The sequence below is a fragment of the Brevundimonas sp. Br13 genome (genome assembly GCF_055391505.1).
This window is the reverse complement of sequence record NZ_AP044008.1, coordinates 3,150,956-3,166,755: the sequence shown is the minus strand read 5'-3', so window position 1 is coordinate 3,166,755 and position 15,800 is coordinate 3,150,956. Positions and strand designations below refer to the sequence as shown.

Below are 15,800 nucleotides of genomic sequence, written 5' to 3'. Positions count from 1 at the left end.
ATGGCTGACGCTACGATTTCGACCCGCGACACCCTTCACGCGCCCGAGGCCCATCATCACGACGACCACAAGCCGGGCTTTTTCACCCGCTGGTTCCTGTCGACCAACCACAAGGACATCGGCACCCTGTACCTGCTGTTCGCCATCATGGCGGGCGTGGTCGGGGGCGCCCTGTCGGGCCTGATCCGCTGGGAACTGGCCGAGCCGGGCATCCAGATCTTCAAGGAAGGCTCGTCGATCCAGCTGCTGGGCCTCGTCGAGCAGTCCAAGCACGGCTATAACGTCACCGTCACGGCCCACGCCCTGATCATGATCTTCTTCATGGTCATGCCCGCCATGATCGGCGGTTTCGGCAACTGGTTCGTGCCGATCATGATCGGGGCGCCGGACATGGCCTTCCCGCGCATGAACAACATCTCCTTCTGGCTGCTGGTCGCGGCCTGGGTGCTGCTGGTTCTGTCGATGTTCACCGACGGCGGGCCGGGCAAGGGCTTCGGCGGGGGCTGGACGGCCTATCCGCCCCTGTCGACCACGGGCCACGTCGGCCCGGCGTTTGATCTGGCCATCTTCGCCCTACACGTGGCGGGCGCCAGCTCGATCCTGGGGGCGATCAACTTCATCACGACGATCCTGAACATGCGGGCGCCGGGCATGACGCTGCACCGGATGCCGCTGTTCGCCTGGTCGGTGCTGATCACCGCCTTCCTGCTGCTGCTGTCGCTGCCGGTGCTGGCCGGCGCCATCACCATGCTGCTGACCGACCGCAACTTCGGCACCCACTTCTTCGACCCGGCCGGCGGCGGCGACCCGATCATGTACCAGCACCTGTTCTGGTTCTTCGGCCACCCGGAAGTCTACATCCTGATCCTGCCGGGCTTCGGCATCATCAGCCACATCGTCTCGACCTTCAGCCGCAAGCCGGTGTTCGGATACCTGGCCATGGCCTACGCCATGGTGGCCATCGGCTTCATCGGCTTCATCGTCTGGGCCCACCACATGTACACGGTGGGGATGAGCATCAATCTGCGCGCCTATTTCGTGGCCGCGACCATGATCATCGCCGTGCCGACGGGGGTGAAGATCTTCAGCTGGATCGCCACCATGTGGGGCGGCTCCATCAGCTTCAAGACGCCCATGCTGTGGGCCATCGGCTTCATCTTCCTGTTCACCGTGGGCGGGGTGACGGGCGTGGTCCTGTCCAACGCCGGCATCGATTACAGCCTGCACGACACCTATTACGTCGTGGCCCACTTCCACTATGTGCTGTCGCTGGGCGCCGTCTTCGCCATCTTCGCGGGCTTCTACTACTGGTTCGAGAAGATGTTCGGGGTGAAGTACAACGAGTTCCTCGGCGCGACCCATTTCTGGATCATGTTCGTCGGCGTGAACCTGATCTTCTTCCCGCAGCACTTCCTGGGCCTGCAGGCCATGCCGCGTCGCTATATCGACTATCCGGACGCCTACACCCTGTGGAACCAGGTCTCGTCCATCGGCTATGCGATCACCATCGTCGGCGTGCTGGTCTTCCTGGTCATGCTGCTGGAAGCCGCGATCCGTCGCCGTCCGGGCGTCGCCAATCCTTGGGGCGAAGGCGCCACGACCCTGGAGTGGACCCTGTCCTCGCCGCCGCCGCAGCACCAGTTCAACGAACTGCCGGTGGTCAAGGGCGACGAGCACTGATCCCGGGCTGAGATCCCGAACGGAGGGCCGCTCTTTCCACGGAAGGGGCGGCCTTCTGCTTTGGGGTGTGTTATTCGGTCCCATCCATGACCCCCGCACCCATGTCCCAAGACGTTCACGACCGTCCCGCGATTTCGACCGCCCAGCCGGAAGACTTCTTCCAGCTGCTGAAGCCGCGCGTCATGTCGGTGGTGGTCTTCACGGCCGCGACCGGACTGGTCATGGCGCCGGGGTCGATGAACCCGCTGGTCGCCGCCATCGCCATACTGTGCATCGCCGTGGGCGCAGGCGCGGCCGGGTCGCTGAACATGGCGCTGGAGGGCGAGACCGACGCCCTGATGCGGCGCACGCGCGGCCGGCCGGTGGCGGCGGGGCGCGTTCGGAAAAATGATGCGATGGCCTATGGCGTCATCCTGAGCCTGTTTTCGGTCATGCTGCTGGGGATGAACGCCAACTGGTTCGCGGCGGGGCTGCTGGCCCTGACCATCGTCTATTACGCCGGCTTCTACACCCTGCTGCTGAAGCGGCGGACGCCGCAGAACATCGTCATCGGCGGGGCGGCGGGCGCCTTTCCGCCGGTGATCGGCTGGGCGGCGGCGACGGGCGAGGCGCCGTGGCAGGCCTGGCTGCTGTTCCTGATCATCTTCCTGTGGACCCCGCCGCACTCCTGGGCCCTGGCCCTCTATTCGGCCGGAGACTACGCCAAGGCGGGCATACCGATGATGCCGGTGGCGCGGGGGGCCAAGTCCACGCGGCTGCAGATCCTGATCTATTCGCTGATCTTCGTCGCCTCGGCCGTGGCGCCGGCCCTGGTGGGCATGGGCGGGCTGATCTACGCCGTGGTGTCGGTCGGCGGCGGCCTGGCCTTTCTGGGGCTGGCCTGGCGGCTTTACCGGTCGCGCGCCGGCGACGAGTCCGACAAGGCCGACACGGTGGGACGCGAGGCCGCATTGTATGAGGTCAAGGTCCAGGCCAAACCGGCGCGGGATCTGTTCGCCTTTTCGATCCTGTATCTGGTCGCCCTGTTCTCGGCCTTCCTGGTCGAGGCCATAGCCGGCCTGGGAGTCTGAGCCATGCGTCTGACGCCTGAAGAATTGCGCGCCCGCAAACGGCGCAACGTCTGGATCGCGGCGGCCCTGGTGGCCTTCATCGTCCTGGTCTTCGCCACCACCGTCCTGCGTCTGCAGCAGAATCAGGCGGCCGAACGCGCCCTGTTGGAGGCGGCGACGACGGCGGGGCCGCAATGAGGAAGCCGGGCCGTCAGAATCTGATCGCCATCCTGTGCGTCCTGGGCGTCATGGGGATGACGGGCGCGGCCTTCGCCGCCGTGCCGCTTTATCGGATGTTCTGTCAGGTCACAGGCTTCGACGGCACGGTGCGTCGGGCGGAGAAGGCGCCGGACACGGTGCTGGACCAGACGGTGCTGGTCCGGTTCGACACCAATGTGCGCGGCCTGCCCATGACCTTCCGCGCCGAACAGACGACCCAGAGGGTGCGGATCGGCGCCACGGGCCTGGCCTATTTCGACGTCACCAACACCTCGGATCGGCCGATCCAGGTGCGGGCCGGATACAATGTCGTGCCGGAGTACACCGGCCCCTATTTCCAGAAGCTGCAGTGCTTCTGCTTCCAGGACCAGACCCTGGCGGCGGGTGAGACGCGCCAGTTCCCGGTCCAGTATTTCATCGCGCCCGAACTGGCCACAGACCGCGAGGCCAAGGGCGCGCGCGAAATCACCCTGAGCTACACCTTCTATCCGTCGGTCGATGCGCCGACGGGGCCGAACGCCTGATGGGCCGTCCCGGCGTCGACTTTCCCGGCGTCGGCTGCGGTCTGGTGATTCAGCGGCCAGATGGGCGGGTGCTGCTGTGCAAACGGCTGAAGCCGCCCGAGGCGGGGCATTGGAACATCGTCGGCGGCAAGGTCGATCATGGCGAACGGTCCGCCGAGGCCGCCCGGCGTGAGGCGGAGGAGGAGAGCGGCCTGACGATCGGCGCCGTCGACTTCCTGTGCTGGACCGAAGAGATCATCGCGACGGACGGCCAGCACTGGCTGTCGCTGATCTATGTCACGCGCGATTTCGCCGGCGAGCCTCGGCTGACTGAGCCGGACAAGCTGTCGGACATCGGCTGGTTCGCGCTCGACGCCCTGCCGCAGCCGCTGTCGGTGTTCGCGGCCAAGGCGTTCGCCGCCCTGGAGGCGCGGGAGTAGGGCCGTCCGGTGCAGGATCAAGGCGGAAAGGCGCCGATCCACTGGCGTGTTGCAAAAGCGGCGGTTATAGCTGGCCGATAAGGCGAGTTCATCGCCAGCCCAAGATAGAGATGAAACGCATGGCCGACGCGCACGCCGCTCCGCATCACGACTATCACCTCGTGCCGCCCAGTCCGTGGCCGCTGGTGTCCTCGATCGCCGCGACGATCATGTTCATCGGCGCCGTCATCTGGATGAAGGGGCTGGCCCCGGCCGAAAACGGTCCGATCGCCGCCAACTTCCTGGCCGAGGGCAAGCCGGGCGTCTTCTTCGCCGGTCTGGCGGGGGTGCTGGTGTCCATGTTCGGCTGGTGGTCGGACGTGATCAAGGAATCCAAGGGCGGGGACCATACGCCGGTCGTTTCGATCGGCCTGCGCTACGGCATGATCCTGTTCATCGCGTCGGAGGTGATGTTCTTCGTCGCCTTCTTCTGGATGTTCTTCGACATGGCGCTGTTCCACGAATCGCGCGCCCTGACGCCGGAAGTCGGCGCCTGGGCCGACACCGCCAAGGCCTGGTCCACCTGGCCGCCCAAGGGGGTCGAGGTTCTGTCGCCGTGGCAGCTGCCGCTGCTGAACACCGTGACCCTGCTGCTGAGCGGCTGCACCGTGACCTGGGCCCACCATGCGATCCAGGTCGGCGACCGCAGCGGCGCCAAGCTGGCCCTGGTCCTCACGGTGATCCTGGGCGTCTTCTTCACCTGCGTTCAGGCCTACGAATACAACCACATCCTGCACGAGCACCTGTTCTTCAACGAGGAAGCGGTCAACTCGGGTCTTTATGGTTCGATCTTCTTCATGGCGACGGGCTTCCACGGCTTCCACGTGCTGGTGGGAACCATCTTCCTGACCGTCTGCCTGATCCGTCTGCTGGCGGGCGACTTCACCCCGCAGAAGCATTTCGGCTTCGAGGCGGCGGCCTGGTACTGGCATTTCGTGGACGTGGTCTGGCTGTTCCTGTTCGCCTTCGTCTACGTCGTCTTCGGTTGATCCCGGACACCACGGACAAGATCCCGGCGGCGGGGGGCGAGCCATCGTCTCCCGCCGTCGCCGTTTCCGCCGTGCGGGCGGGGCTGAAAGGGCGCTGCCCGCGCTGTGGCGAGGGGCGGCTGTTTGCGGGTTTTCTGAAGGTGCGGCCGGGATGCGACACCTGCGGCCTCGACTTTTCGACCATCCAGACCGGCGACGGCCCGGCCAGCTTCATCATGCAGATCGCCGGCTTCGCGGTCGGCTTCTCGGCCCTGGTCGTTGAGATCAAATACCATCCGCCGATGTGGCTGCATCTGGTCGTCTGGCTGCCGCTGGTGGTCGTCCTGTCGCTGGCCCTGATGCGGCCGGGGCGTGGGCTGATGATCGGTCTGCAATACAGGAATCAGACGTGAGGCGGTTTCCTTGGATACTGACGCTGGCGACGGCTGCGGCCCTGGTCCTGCTGATCGGCCTGGGTCTGTGGCAGGTCGAGCGGCTGAAGTGGAAGGAAGGGCTGATCGCGGCGGCCGAGGCGGCGGCGGCCAAGCCGCCTGAGCCCCTGGATCAGGTGCTGGCGGACGGCGACCTGGAGTTCAGGAAGGCGCTGATCGTCTGTCCGGGTCTGGCGACCGCCCCCTATGTCGAGCTTCAGTCCATCCATGAGGGCCAGGCGGGGGTGCGGCTGATCTCGGCGTGCAAACCGGCGGGAGCGGCTTTCAGCCTGCTGATCGACCGGGGCTTCGTCGCCGACGGGGTCTCGGCCCGTCCGCGCGTGATCGAGACCAGCCTGCCCCTGGTGCTGATCGGCGAGTTCCGCCGCTTCGATCCGCCGGGCGGGCTGACGCCGGCCCCGGCGAACGGGCGCTTCTATGCGCGCGACACCGCCGCCATGGCCCAGGCTCTGAAGGTTCAGGGGTCGGTGCGGCCCGAGGCGGTGTTCGCCGTGACCCAGACCAATCCCGAGTTTGCGGCCCTGACGCCCTCCGCCCCGCCGGCGGCCTTTTCCAACAATCATTTCGGCTACGCCCTGACATGGTTCGGGCTGGCGATCGCCCTGGCGGGCTTCTATGTGGCCCTGCTTCGACGTCGAACCAAGAAAGACACCCCCTGACGGCTTCCCTGCACACCCTGTCCAACGGCGTTCGCGTCATATGCGACCCCATGCCCGGTCTGAAGACCTTGGCCGTCGTCGTCACCGTCAAGGGCGGGGCGCGGTGGGAGCCCGAGGATCGCTCCGGCTGGTCGCACCTCTTGGAGCATCTGGTGTTCAAGGGCGCCGGGGACATGGCCGCCCGCGAGATCGTCGAACGGATCGAGGCCGAGGGCGGCACGATCAACGCCTCCACCGGCTATGAGCGGACCAGTTTCGAGGTGCGGGGTCTGGACGGGTCGCTGCCGCTGGCCATGCAGGTGCTGTCGGACCTGGTGTTCCGGCCCACGCTGGACCCGGCCGAGATCGAGCGCGAAAAGGACGTGGTGGCCCAGGAGATCGCCGAGGCCTTCGACACGCCCGATGACCATGTGTTCGAAATGGGCCAGACGCGAGCCTTCGCCGGCCAGCCGCTGGGGCGGCCGATCCTGGGCTCGGTCGCCAGTCTGAAACCGGCGGACAGGGCGGCGGTCGAGGCCTGGCGCGCGCGGCTCTATTCGCCCGACCGGATGGTGGTGTCGGTGTCGGGCGCGGTGGAGGAGGGCGAGCTGCTGGCCCTGGCCGAGCGCTGGTTCGGGGCGGCGGTAGCGACCCCTGTCGAGGCGCCGGCGCCCGCCCTGTTCGTCGGCGGCCATGCGGCCCTGACGCGCAAGATCGAACAGGCCAATCTGGTGTTCCAGCTGCCGGCCCTCTCGGCGACCGATCCGGCCCTGTCGTCGATGCGGCTGTTCGGCGAGATCCTGGGCGGGGGCATGGCCTCGCGCCTGTTCCAGAGCGCGCGCGAGGAGCGGGGCCTGGCCTACGCCATCGACGCCTATCAGGAGCCCTATGAGGACGCCGGGGTGCTGGGCATCTACGCCGGGGCGGCGGCGGACCGGGCGAAAGAGCTGGCCCAGGTGGCGGCGGGCGAGGTGCGGGCCCTGGCCGAGACCGGGCCGACCGAAAAGGAGCTGTCGCGCGCCAAGGCGGTGATGAAGGCCGGTCTGTGGATGTCGGACGAAAACCCGATGAGCCGGGCCGGCCGCAACGCCGCCCAGACCCTGATTTTCGGCGCGCCCCGCTCCAGCCTGTCCATGACCGAACAGCTGGAAGCGCAGACGGTGGCGGACGTGCGGGCGGCGGGAGCACGTCTGTTGGAGGGACGACAGGCGGCCAGCGCCGTCCTGGGACCGAAGTCGGCGGCGCCGGCGGGCGAGGCCTTCGCGGCGGCGCTGTTCAGGGCCTAAGGGGAACATCCTGCGTCGTCATCGGTTATGCTGACGCTTGACCCTCACAATCCGGAGCCGCCCCATGTCCGTCCGCGTCGCCTTGATCGTCGGCAGTCTGCGCGAGGGGTCCTATTCTCGCGCCGTCGGGCTGGAGATGAAGGCCATGGCCGCGCCCGAGCTGGAGGTGGAGCCGGTCGAGATCGGCGACCTGCCGCTCTATAACCCCGATCTGGAGACGGAGACGCCGCCGGCCGCCTGGACCCGGTTTCGGGCGGAAATGGCGGCGGTTCAGGCCGTGCTGTTCGTGACGCCGGAATATAATCGCTCGATCCCTGGGGCGCTGAAGAACGCCCTGGACGTCGGCTCGCGCCCCTATGGCGACAGCATCTGGGCGGGCAAGCCGGCCGCCATCGTCAGCGTCTCGCCCGGCGCCATCGGGGCCTTCGGCGCCAACCACCACCTGCGCCAGCCCCTAGTCTTTCTGAACATGCCGACCATGCAGCAGCCCGAAGCCTATGTGGGCAATGTCGCCGGCCTGCTGAACGAGGAGGATGGGAGGCTGAAGAACGAGGGGACGCGGGAGTTCCTGAAGGAGTTCCTCGACGCCTTTGCGGCGTGGATCGAGAAGACCAAATAGTCTCTCCAGGATGACGTCAAAAGAGCGTGGACGCCCCAATTGAAAACGGCGGCTCCTTGCGGAGCCGCCGTCGCCAATCAGCTGTGAAGCTGAAATCAGCCGATGGTTTGCAGCTGGCCAGCGGATTCCTTGCCCGAACGCTTGTCGCGTTCCAGCTCGTAGGAAACCTTCTGGTTTTCATCCAGGCCGCGCAGGCCCGCGCCTTCGACGGCCGAGATGTGGACGAAGACGTCCTTGCCGCCGTCGTCGGGTTGGATGAAGCCGTAACCCTTGGTCGGGTTGAACCATTTGACAGTGCCGGTAGCCATTTTGAGACCTCCGTTAGAAGTTGACCGAGGGAACGTCCCTGCGGCCTGTCGGGTCTGAATGGGATCGGCCTGGACTCATGCGTTCGCAAGGAGAGTGGGCGTTACGCAGAGAGATCGACGAGGCTTATTAGCGCAGGCTTTTCCGACAAAAGCAAGTCGGGGCGAATTATGGCGTCGGAGCGGCGGAACAGCTGCGCTTCCAAGGCGTTGTTACGGCTCACGAAAGGTCTTGTGTCATGAATCGCACCCATGTGGTCGAGCGCGCCTATCAGCTTGCCCGCACCCCCGAATGTCTGAACACCGGCGATGTGGTCAAGGCCCTGTCGGCCGAGGGCTATTCCAGCGCCGACATTTCGCACTTCCAGGGCAGTTCGATCCGGGCGGACCTGAACCGCATCTGCAAACAGACGACGCCCGAAGCGGCCTGACAGAAGCGGCCTGACAGAAGCGGCGTGACATCAGGCCAGGCCGTCGACCGCCGGCGCCTCCGCGGCGCTGTCGGGAAAGACGTGCGTGTCCAGCTGGGCGCGGTCCAAGCCCAGGTGATCGCGCAGCACGCCCTTGAACACGGCGCGCACGTCCAGAGTGGGCGCCAGGTCGCGCCCCTCGAACAGACGGTTGTCGGCCAGGCCGGGCCAGTCGCCGACCAGGCCGCCCGGTCGAACGGCGCCGCCCGCCAGGATCAGCGAAGACGCCGTGCCGTGATCGGTGCCCCCCGTGCCGTTGGCGCGGGCGGTGCGGCCGAATTCGGTGGCCACCACCACGACCGTGCGCCGCCAGTCCTCGCCCAGCCCGTTCTCCAGCCCGGCGATCAGCCGGTCCAGCCCGTTCAGACGGGTCTGGAGCTGCGCCCTCTGGCCGGCGTGGGTGTCCCATCCGTCCAGCGACAGGGCGACGACGTTCGCCCCCTCGGTTCCGGTCATCAGCCGCGCCACCGCCTGACCCAGGGCCTGGGCGTCGTTGCGCCCCACGCGCCCGCCGTCGCCGTCGACGGCCGCTCGTTCCTCGGTCGCCAGACCGCGCGCCAGGCTTTGCCCCAGCAGCGGATCTTCGACATAGAGGTCTTGCAGCAGGCCGGCGATCCGGTCGTCCTCGCGCACCCGTCCCCCCGGCGCCCAGCCGGAGACGGGCGCCTCGCCGCGCAGGATCAGGGGCGTCTGAGCGCCGATCGCCAGCCCCGTCAGTCTTCGCCCGCCCGCCGCGACGATGGCGCGGTTCAGCCAGCCGTCGTCCTGACGACGCAGGCTCTCGCCGCCGTTCTCCAGCACGTCCTGGGCGTCGAAATGCGACCGCACCCGCACAGGCAGGGCCACGGCCGGCGCGAACCGCATCTGGCCGCGACGATACAGGGCGTGCAGGCCGCCGAGAGCCGGATGCAGGCCGAAACCGTCGGCCAAAGCCAACACGCCGTCGGCCTGACCGGGCTCGGCCAGGGCCAGGCCGCCGCGCAGGGCCGCATAGTTCGGATCGGCGTAGGGGACCGTCACCGACAGTCCGTCCATGGCGCCCCGTGCGAGGATCACGACCAGCTTGTTGTCCGACACGACGCCTTGAGCGCCCGATTGGGCGAAGGCGCGCCCGACGAAGGCCAGGCTCAGGCCGGCGGTCGATCCGCCCAAAAAGGCGCGGCGATGCAAGGCGGGGTGGGTCATCGGCGCTGGAACTCCGGCGACATCAGAAGAAGGGTCAGGGCCTCGGTCCGGCTCTCGGCTCGGGCGACGGCCGAGCGGGTGCGCTCGCCCATTCGGGCGCCCAGGGCGGAGCGGGCGACGGCGTTCACATCGGTGACGACCGCGGCGTCGGCGGTGGTCCGCGCCCAGTTCAACCGCTTGACCAGGGCGTCGGGCCCGGCCCAGTCGGCGGCCGTGTCGGGCCAGCCCTCGGGCGACGGCGGCGCAAAGGGCGGCTGGCCCATGTCGACCAGCGCCTGACGCAGGCGCTGCGGGCGCTGGGGGCCTTCATCCAGAGCCCGCCCTGTCGAGACGACGAACTCATAGGGCGTCTTGATCTTGGCGGCCTGCGACGTCCAGGTCTCGGGCGCTTCGATCAGGGCGCGGGCGACCTCAGCCAGATCGCCTTGAGATCCGGTCCAGGCGGTCTCGAGCCGAGCGACCAGGGCCGGGGGCGGATCGTCGGCGACGAAATGGGCCGCGATCCGCCGCGACAGCCGCTTGGCCGTGGCCGGATGGCGCGCCAGATCCCGCAATATGGCCTCGCCCTGTCGGCGGCCGGTCTGGGCGTAGGTCCGGCCCATGACCGTTCGGACGCCGGGTTCGTGAATCTCGGGGCGGAAGACGAAGCCGCCGCCGTCCGCCCTTTGCCGATCCTGCTGGCGGGGGATCGACCATCCCGTCAGGGCGCGGGCCAATTCGGTGACGTCGGCCTGATCATAGCCGCCGTCGGCGCCGACCGTGTGCAGCTCCAGCATTTCGCGGGCCAGATTCTCGTTCAGCCCCAGCCTGCGGCGCGCGCCGGCTCGGCTGTCCGGTCCGGCCGACCGCGCCTGATCAAGGTACAGAAGCATGGCCGGATGCTGTTCGGCGGCGAGGACCAGATCCTCGAACCGGCCGAAGACATGGGGGCGAATGGCTTCGCGCTCATAGGTGTCGACGAAGGCGCCGGCGGTGAATTTGGCGGCCGAGACGGTCAGGGCGTTGGCCCAGAACAGGGCCCAGCGCTCGGCGAACCCCTGGTCGGTCTCCAGGCCCAGCCGAACGCGATCCAGAAAGCCGCGGGCCGTGTCCTCGGTTATGGCGCGCCGCGCCGCCTGCCGGGCCTGACGCGCGGCCTCGGCCGTCGGATCGGGCGCGCCGCCGGGCGCCGCCGCCTCGCGCCGGCCGGTCCCGCTGGCCTGATAGGCCAGGAAGGCCTCCATCCGTTCAGCGGTCGAGACGGCGGCGCCGGAGGGTTGGGGCGCACCTTCGGCCCGGATCTGACCCAGCGCCCAGCCTCTGGGATCGGCGGCGACGCGGTCGATCTCGCCGGGACGCGCGCCCAGGCCCAGCCGGGTCACGGCGACGGCGGCCTCGAAGGCGGATGCGGCCATGGGTGGTCTCCTTGCCGGCTTTGTCCGTTCAACGGCTCCAAGGCGGAATCTCCGTCGCCGGAAGCCTGCGGCCGGGTTTCACCCCTCGCGTTCATGCTTTACGCTGGAGGCGATGGCGCTGCTGGACTGGATGAGCGATGTGGCCGGGCCGGTTGTCCGGGGCGAGGGCGTGCTGCTGCGCCCCCCGCGCGCTGCGGACTATGGGGCGTGGTCGCGGTTGCGCGACGGGTCGCGCGACTATCTCCAGCCGTGGGAGCCGGCCTGGCCCGAGGACGATCTGAGCAAGGGCGCCTTTCGACGCCGGCTGTCCATCTATGCGCGGGAAATGGAGCTGGGAAACGCCTGGCCCTTCTTCATCTTCATCGAGGACGGCAAGACCCTGGTCGGAGCCGTGACCCTGTCGAACGTGCGGCGCGGCGTGGCCGAGACGGGCACCCTGGGCTACTGGATCGGTCAGCCCTTCGCCGGGCGCGGCCATGGAACGGCGGCGGTGCGCGCCGTGGTCGCCTACAGTTTCGAGCGGCTTAAACTGCACCGTTTGGAGGCCGCCTGCCTGCCCAGCAACCACGGATCGCGTCGCGTTCTTGAGAAATCGGGTTTTCGGCACGAGGGTCTGGCCCGCGCTTATTTGAAAATTAACGGCGATTGGGCAGATCATCTGCTGTTCGGCCTCGTGGAGGACGAGTTTGATCGCGGCGACCGGGGGTCGTCTTGAGGGAACGACAGCTGTGAACGCGCGACCCCGCTCGCTGGCCTGGGACGCCACCGCCGCCATCGAGGCCCTGGCGGCGGCCGATACGGCCCTGTGGGTCTGGACGCCGGCCGAGGATCAGCTGCGTTTCACCGGTGCGACCCGCGCCCTGGGGCTGGGGCCCCTGGCGCCGGAATGTTCGGGCGCCGGCTTTGTCGCCTCGACCCTGCCGCAGGATCGGTCGCTGGCCGAGAAGATGCTGAAGCCGCAGGAGGAGGGCGCCGAAATCGCGGTGCGCCTGCGGATGCGCGGAGCCGAGACCTGCCTGTGGCGCGGGGTCTGGCTTGAGGACGGCCTTCGCGCCGCCGGCGTCGTCGCGCTGGAGGCCAAGTTCACCGGTTCGGACCGCGACACCCTGACCGGCCTTCTGGACCGTCGCGCCTTCATCGCCCGCGTCGGCGAGGTGCTGACCCAGGCGGGCGAATATGAATTGGTCGTCGGCGACGTGGACCGTCTGCGTCGTCTGAACGAGGCCCTGGGCCATGAGCGGACGGATCTGGTGCTGTCGGCCCTGGGCTCGCGCCTCGCCGCCGCCTTCCCCAAGGACGCCGCCGCGGCGCGGATCGGCGAGGACGAGTTCGCCATCATCGTGCCCAAGACCGCCTCTCACACAAGCTATCGGGTGCGCGAGGCGCTGGAACAGCCGCTGCGGGTGGCGGGTTTCGACATCTATCCCACCGTCTCGATCGGCGCCGTCATCGTCGAGGGCGGGCCCGATGCGCCCGACGCCTCAGAACTGCTGCGCCGGGTCGAGCTGGCGGTGGAATCGGCCAAGGCGGCCGGGCGGGGCGGGTCGGCCGCCTATGGGCGCGCCCTGGAAAGCGATTCCCTGAGCCGACTGGCGCTGGAGGCGGATCTGAGAAACGCCTTCGTGCGCGGCGAGATCACCCCCTTCTTCCAGCCGATCGTGAACCTGAAGACCGGCGCCGTGGCGGGCTTTGAGGCCCTGGCGCGCTGGCGTCATCCCCGGCGGGGCCTGGTGCCGCCGGACGAGTTCCTGGGCCTGACGGCCGACCTGGGGATGATGAACGACCTGGGTCTGCTGATGATGACCCAGTCGGCGCGGCAACTGGCGGAATGGATTCAACGCCACCCCCTGGCCGGAAAGCTGTTTTGCAGCGTGAACCTGTCGGTCGGCGAGATCGAACGGCCGCATCTGTGCGAGGACGTGGCGCGGGTGATCAAGGAGGCGGGCCTGCCCCGCGGCGCCCTGAAGCTGGAAGTTACCGAGGGCGACATCATGCGCGACACCGCCCGCGCCGCCGAGGTTCTTCAGTCGCTGAAGGACGTGGGGGCGTCGCTGGCTCTGGATGATTTCGGCACCGGCTTCTCGTCGCTGTCGTACCTGGCGCGCCTGCCGTTCGATACGCTGAAGATCGACCGCTATTTCGTCCTGACGATGAACAAGGACGAGGGCTCGGCCAAGATCGTCAAGTCGGTCGTCAACCTGGGCCGTGACCTGTCGCTGGAGGTCGTCGCCGAAGGGGTCGAGAACGCCGAACTGGCCGCCCTGCTGCTGGAAGCCCAGTGCCACTACGGCCAGGGCTTCGGCTATGCGCCGGCGCTGCCGGCCCAGGAGGCGGAGGTCTATCTGGCCGAGAGCCTGGCGGACGGCACGGCGCCGCTGAAGCAGCGGTCGGCTTAGATTTCACTTTTCGTCATCCCAGGCCTTGTGCCTAGGATCCATTGACTCCGTCGATGACGGTAAGCCCCGGCGACACCGGGCGTATGGATCCTCGCCACAAGGGCGAGGATGACGGCTGGGGGGGGCATGACCGACGCCAGACTGGAGATCGCCGCCGGTTTCGCCACCGCAAAGGGGCCCAAGGCGGACAATCAGGATTTCGGCGGGGTGCATCTGGGCACGGCGGCCGAGCAGCGCGAGCACGGGGTCGTGGCGGTTATCGCCGACGGGGTGTCGGGATCGAAGGCCGGGCGGATGGCGGCCGAGCTGACGACGCGCAGCTTTATCGACGGCTATCTGGATCAGAACCCGCTGAACGGCATCGCCGCCAACGGGATCAAGGCGCTTAGGGGCTTCAACCGCTGGCTCCATGCGCGGGGCAAGATCGATCCGGCCATGGAGGCGGCGGCGACCACCTTCACCGCCCTGATCCTACGGGGACGTGAGGCGGTGGCGCTTCATGTGGGGGACAGTCGGGCCTGGCATTTCCGCGACGGGGTGCTGACCCGGCTGACTGAGGATCACACCCGGGCCCAGCAGGGGCTGAGCCATGTGCTGTACCGCGCCGTCGGCATCGAGGCGGACGTGAAGCTGGACGTGCGAAATGTAGGGCTGCTGCCGCACGATCGGCTGATGCTGACGACGGACGGGGTGCACGGGGTGCTGAACGAGGCCGCCCTGGCGCGGCTGCTGGCACGGCGCGGATCGCCCGACGCCGACGCCCAGGCCATTCTGGACGAGGTCGCCGAGGCGGGGGCGCGCGACAACGCCACCGTCCTGATCCTCGACGTCATCCGGGTCGGGGCGCCCGACTGGGAGGCGATCACGGCCGAGGCCGAAGGCCTGGCCATCCTGCCGCCGCCGAACCAGGGCGAGACGGTGGACGGGTTTCATCTGGAGCGGCTGGTCGCCGACGGCCGCTATACGCGGCTGTTCCTGGCGCGGTCTGGTGAAGAACGGGTGGTGCTGAAGTTCCCCAAGCCGGCGGCGGTGTCGGAACGGGGGGCGAGGACCGCCTTCCTGCGCGAAGCCTTCATCGGCCGGCGGATCGACAGCCCCTTCGTCGGCAAGGTGCTGACGCTGGATGCGGGGCGCCAGAGCCGGCTCTATATCGTCCAGCCCTTCTATCAGGGCCAGACCCTGCATGCCCGCCTGGCCGAGGACGGGCCGTTCGAGATCGCCGAGGGGATCGGCGTGGCCCTGAAGCTGGCGCGGGGGGTGGCGGCCCTGCATCGGGCCGGGGTGATCCACCGCGACATCAAGCCGGACAATGTGATCCTGGAGGCGAACGGCGGGCTGAAGCTGGTCGATCTGGGCGTGGCCCGGCTGAAAAGGGCCGAGGAGTTCGCCGAGGCCGAGGCGCCGGGCACGGCCGGTTTCAAGGCGCCCGAAATGTACGACGGCGAAAGCGGGAGCGCCGCCACCGACCAGTTCGCTTTGGGGGTGACCCTGTACCGGCTGTTCACCGGCGCCTATCCCTGGGGCGAGGTGGATCCGTCGGACGCGCCGCGCTTCGACCGCGCCCCGACCCCGCCCGGGCGACGCCGACCGGACATGCCCGCCTGGCTGGAGGCCGCCGTTCTGCGCGCCGTCGCCGTCGATCCGGACGAGCGGTTCGAGGACGTCGAGGAACTGATCCATGTGCTCGAGACCGGCAGCGCGGCGGCCGCCCCGGCCCCCCGCCCCCTGTCGCTGATTGAGCGCGATCCGGTGCGGTTCTGGCAGGGGGCTTGTCTGGTTTTGGTTCTGCTGCTGCTGATTTCGCTGGCGACACGCTAAGGGGGAATGCTCCCGGTGTCATTGTTGTGCGCGCAAGTATTCGGCGTCACATCATATGCATTCTTACTTAGGTAACTGTGGTGGAGATGTAAACGCTGTCGCCTTAATCGTGGAGCAGGACGGTTGCATGGCTAAGGCGTCTCAGCGAGATTATATCTCAATTTTCAACTCGAAGGAGACATAGTCTTGCGTGTATCCGCGCCCCAGACTAGGGGATTGGAAAATGCTTAGTCATTGACGGCGGCCTTTCCGTCAGCCTGTTCAGCGTGGTCCTTACGTATGCAAGATGCCGTTGTAGAGAGTAAATTGGAACAGTTGAGTATCGGGGCGTCAGACGGA

At 67.9% G+C, this 15,800-nt stretch carries 17 protein-coding genes; 14 read left to right on the top strand and 3 right to left on the bottom strand.

The window, feature by feature from the left end; genetic code table 11:
- From ctaD to ACZ5M6_RS15730, 10 genes are all read left to right on the top strand, one after another.
- Positions 1 to 1,680, top strand: coding sequence for a cytochrome c oxidase subunit I (ctaD, locus tag ACZ5M6_RS15775; protein WP_054766600.1), 1,680 nt, complete (start codon positions 1 to 3; stop codon positions 1,678 to 1,680).
- Positions 1,681 to 1,781: 101 nt separating this feature from the next.
- Entirely contained in the window at positions 1,782 to 2,750 is a 969-nt protein-coding gene (cyoE, locus tag ACZ5M6_RS15770) for a heme o synthase (protein ID WP_227975990.1), read from the top strand.
- 3 nt (positions 2,751 to 2,753) lie between these two features.
- On the top strand, positions 2,754 to 2,927 hold the full coding sequence (locus ACZ5M6_RS15765; RefSeq protein ID WP_182714420.1) for a hypothetical protein: 174 nt from the start codon (positions 2,754 to 2,756) through the stop codon (positions 2,925 to 2,927).
- Positions 2,924 to 3,472, top strand: a complete 549-nt coding sequence (locus ACZ5M6_RS15760; protein WP_054766598.1) for a cytochrome c oxidase assembly protein — start codon at positions 2,924 to 2,926, stop codon at positions 3,470 to 3,472. Before ACZ5M6_RS15765 ends, ACZ5M6_RS15760 begins: the two co-directional genes overlap by 4 nt.
- On the top strand, positions 3,472 to 3,891 hold the full coding sequence (locus ACZ5M6_RS15755) for an NUDIX domain-containing protein (protein ID WP_201463091.1): 420 nt from the start codon (positions 3,472 to 3,474) through the stop codon (positions 3,889 to 3,891). Before ACZ5M6_RS15760 ends, ACZ5M6_RS15755 begins: the two co-directional genes overlap by 1 nt.
- 119 nt (positions 3,892 to 4,010) lie before the next feature.
- On the top strand, positions 4,011 to 4,919 hold the full coding sequence (locus ACZ5M6_RS15750) for a cytochrome c oxidase subunit 3 (protein ID WP_054766596.1): 909 nt from the start codon (positions 4,011 to 4,013) through the stop codon (positions 4,917 to 4,919).
- The gene (locus ACZ5M6_RS15745; RefSeq protein ID WP_082382741.1) at positions 4,916 to 5,311 is read left to right on the top strand and encodes a DUF983 domain-containing protein; all 396 of its coding nucleotides are present in this window, start codon (positions 4,916 to 4,918) and stop codon (positions 5,309 to 5,311) included. The genes ACZ5M6_RS15750 and ACZ5M6_RS15745 overlap by 4 nt, the downstream gene beginning before the upstream one ends.
- Positions 5,308 to 6,009 (top strand): SURF1 family protein, encoded by a 702-nt coding sequence (locus ACZ5M6_RS15740; RefSeq protein WP_464159090.1) that lies wholly within the window; start codon positions 5,308 to 5,310, stop codon positions 6,007 to 6,009. Before ACZ5M6_RS15745 ends, ACZ5M6_RS15740 begins: the two co-directional genes overlap by 4 nt.
- A gap of 50 nt (positions 6,010 to 6,059) precedes the next feature.
- Positions 6,060 to 7,274 (top strand): M16 family metallopeptidase, encoded by a 1,215-nt coding sequence (locus ACZ5M6_RS15735; protein WP_464159089.1) that lies wholly within the window; start codon positions 6,060 to 6,062, stop codon positions 7,272 to 7,274.
- A 64-nt stretch (positions 7,275 to 7,338) separates the two neighbouring features.
- Positions 7,339 to 7,893 carry an NADPH-dependent FMN reductase gene (locus tag ACZ5M6_RS15730; RefSeq protein ID WP_464159088.1) on the top strand — a complete coding sequence of 185 codons (555 nt, stop codon included), beginning with the start codon at positions 7,339 to 7,341 and terminating at the stop codon, positions 7,891 to 7,893.
- A gap of 95 nt (positions 7,894 to 7,988) precedes the next feature.
- Here ACZ5M6_RS15730 and ACZ5M6_RS15725 read toward each other — a convergent pair whose 3' ends face one another.
- The gene (locus ACZ5M6_RS15725; protein WP_008260410.1) at positions 7,989 to 8,201 is read right to left on the bottom strand and encodes a cold-shock protein; all 213 of its coding nucleotides are present in this window, start codon (positions 8,199 to 8,201) and stop codon (positions 7,989 to 7,991) included.
- 236 nt (positions 8,202 to 8,437) lie between these two features.
- Between ACZ5M6_RS15725 and ACZ5M6_RS15720 the strand changes: the two genes are divergently transcribed.
- Positions 8,438 to 8,629 carry a hypothetical protein gene (locus tag ACZ5M6_RS15720; RefSeq protein ID WP_007443424.1) on the top strand — a complete coding sequence of 64 codons (192 nt, stop codon included), beginning with the start codon at positions 8,438 to 8,440 and terminating at the stop codon, positions 8,627 to 8,629.
- A gap of 30 nt (positions 8,630 to 8,659) precedes the next feature.
- On the opposite strand, the gene ACZ5M6_RS15715 is transcribed toward ACZ5M6_RS15720, so the two are convergent.
- A complete protein-coding gene (locus ACZ5M6_RS15715; RefSeq protein WP_464159087.1) occupies positions 8,660 to 9,853 on the bottom strand; it encodes a DUF1501 domain-containing protein in 1,194 nt (397 codons plus the stop codon).
- Positions 9,850 to 11,247 (bottom strand): DUF1800 domain-containing protein, encoded by a 1,398-nt coding sequence (locus ACZ5M6_RS15710; protein WP_464159086.1) that lies wholly within the window; start codon positions 11,245 to 11,247, stop codon positions 9,850 to 9,852. The genes ACZ5M6_RS15715 and ACZ5M6_RS15710 overlap by 4 nt, the downstream gene beginning before the upstream one ends.
- Positions 11,248 to 11,359: 112 nt before the next feature.
- Here ACZ5M6_RS15710 and ACZ5M6_RS15705 point away from each other — a divergent pair, with 112 nt between their 5' ends.
- The 3 genes from ACZ5M6_RS15705 to ACZ5M6_RS15695 all read left to right on the top strand — a co-directional run bounded on the left by ACZ5M6_RS15705 (position 11,360) and on the right by ACZ5M6_RS15695 (position 15,461).
- The gene (locus ACZ5M6_RS15705; RefSeq protein ID WP_152950919.1) at positions 11,360 to 11,962 is read left to right on the top strand and encodes a GNAT family N-acetyltransferase; all 603 of its coding nucleotides are present in this window, start codon (positions 11,360 to 11,362) and stop codon (positions 11,960 to 11,962) included.
- A gap of 13 nt (positions 11,963 to 11,975) precedes the next feature.
- Complete coding sequence (locus ACZ5M6_RS15700; protein WP_152950918.1) at positions 11,976 to 13,643, top strand: putative bifunctional diguanylate cyclase/phosphodiesterase; 1,668 nt, start codon at positions 11,976 to 11,978, stop codon at positions 13,641 to 13,643.
- A gap of 126 nt (positions 13,644 to 13,769) precedes the next feature.
- Complete coding sequence (locus tag ACZ5M6_RS15695; protein ID WP_464159085.1) at positions 13,770 to 15,461, top strand: bifunctional protein-serine/threonine kinase/phosphatase; 1,692 nt, start codon at positions 13,770 to 13,772, stop codon at positions 15,459 to 15,461.
- Positions 15,462 to 15,800 lie beyond the last annotated feature (339 nt).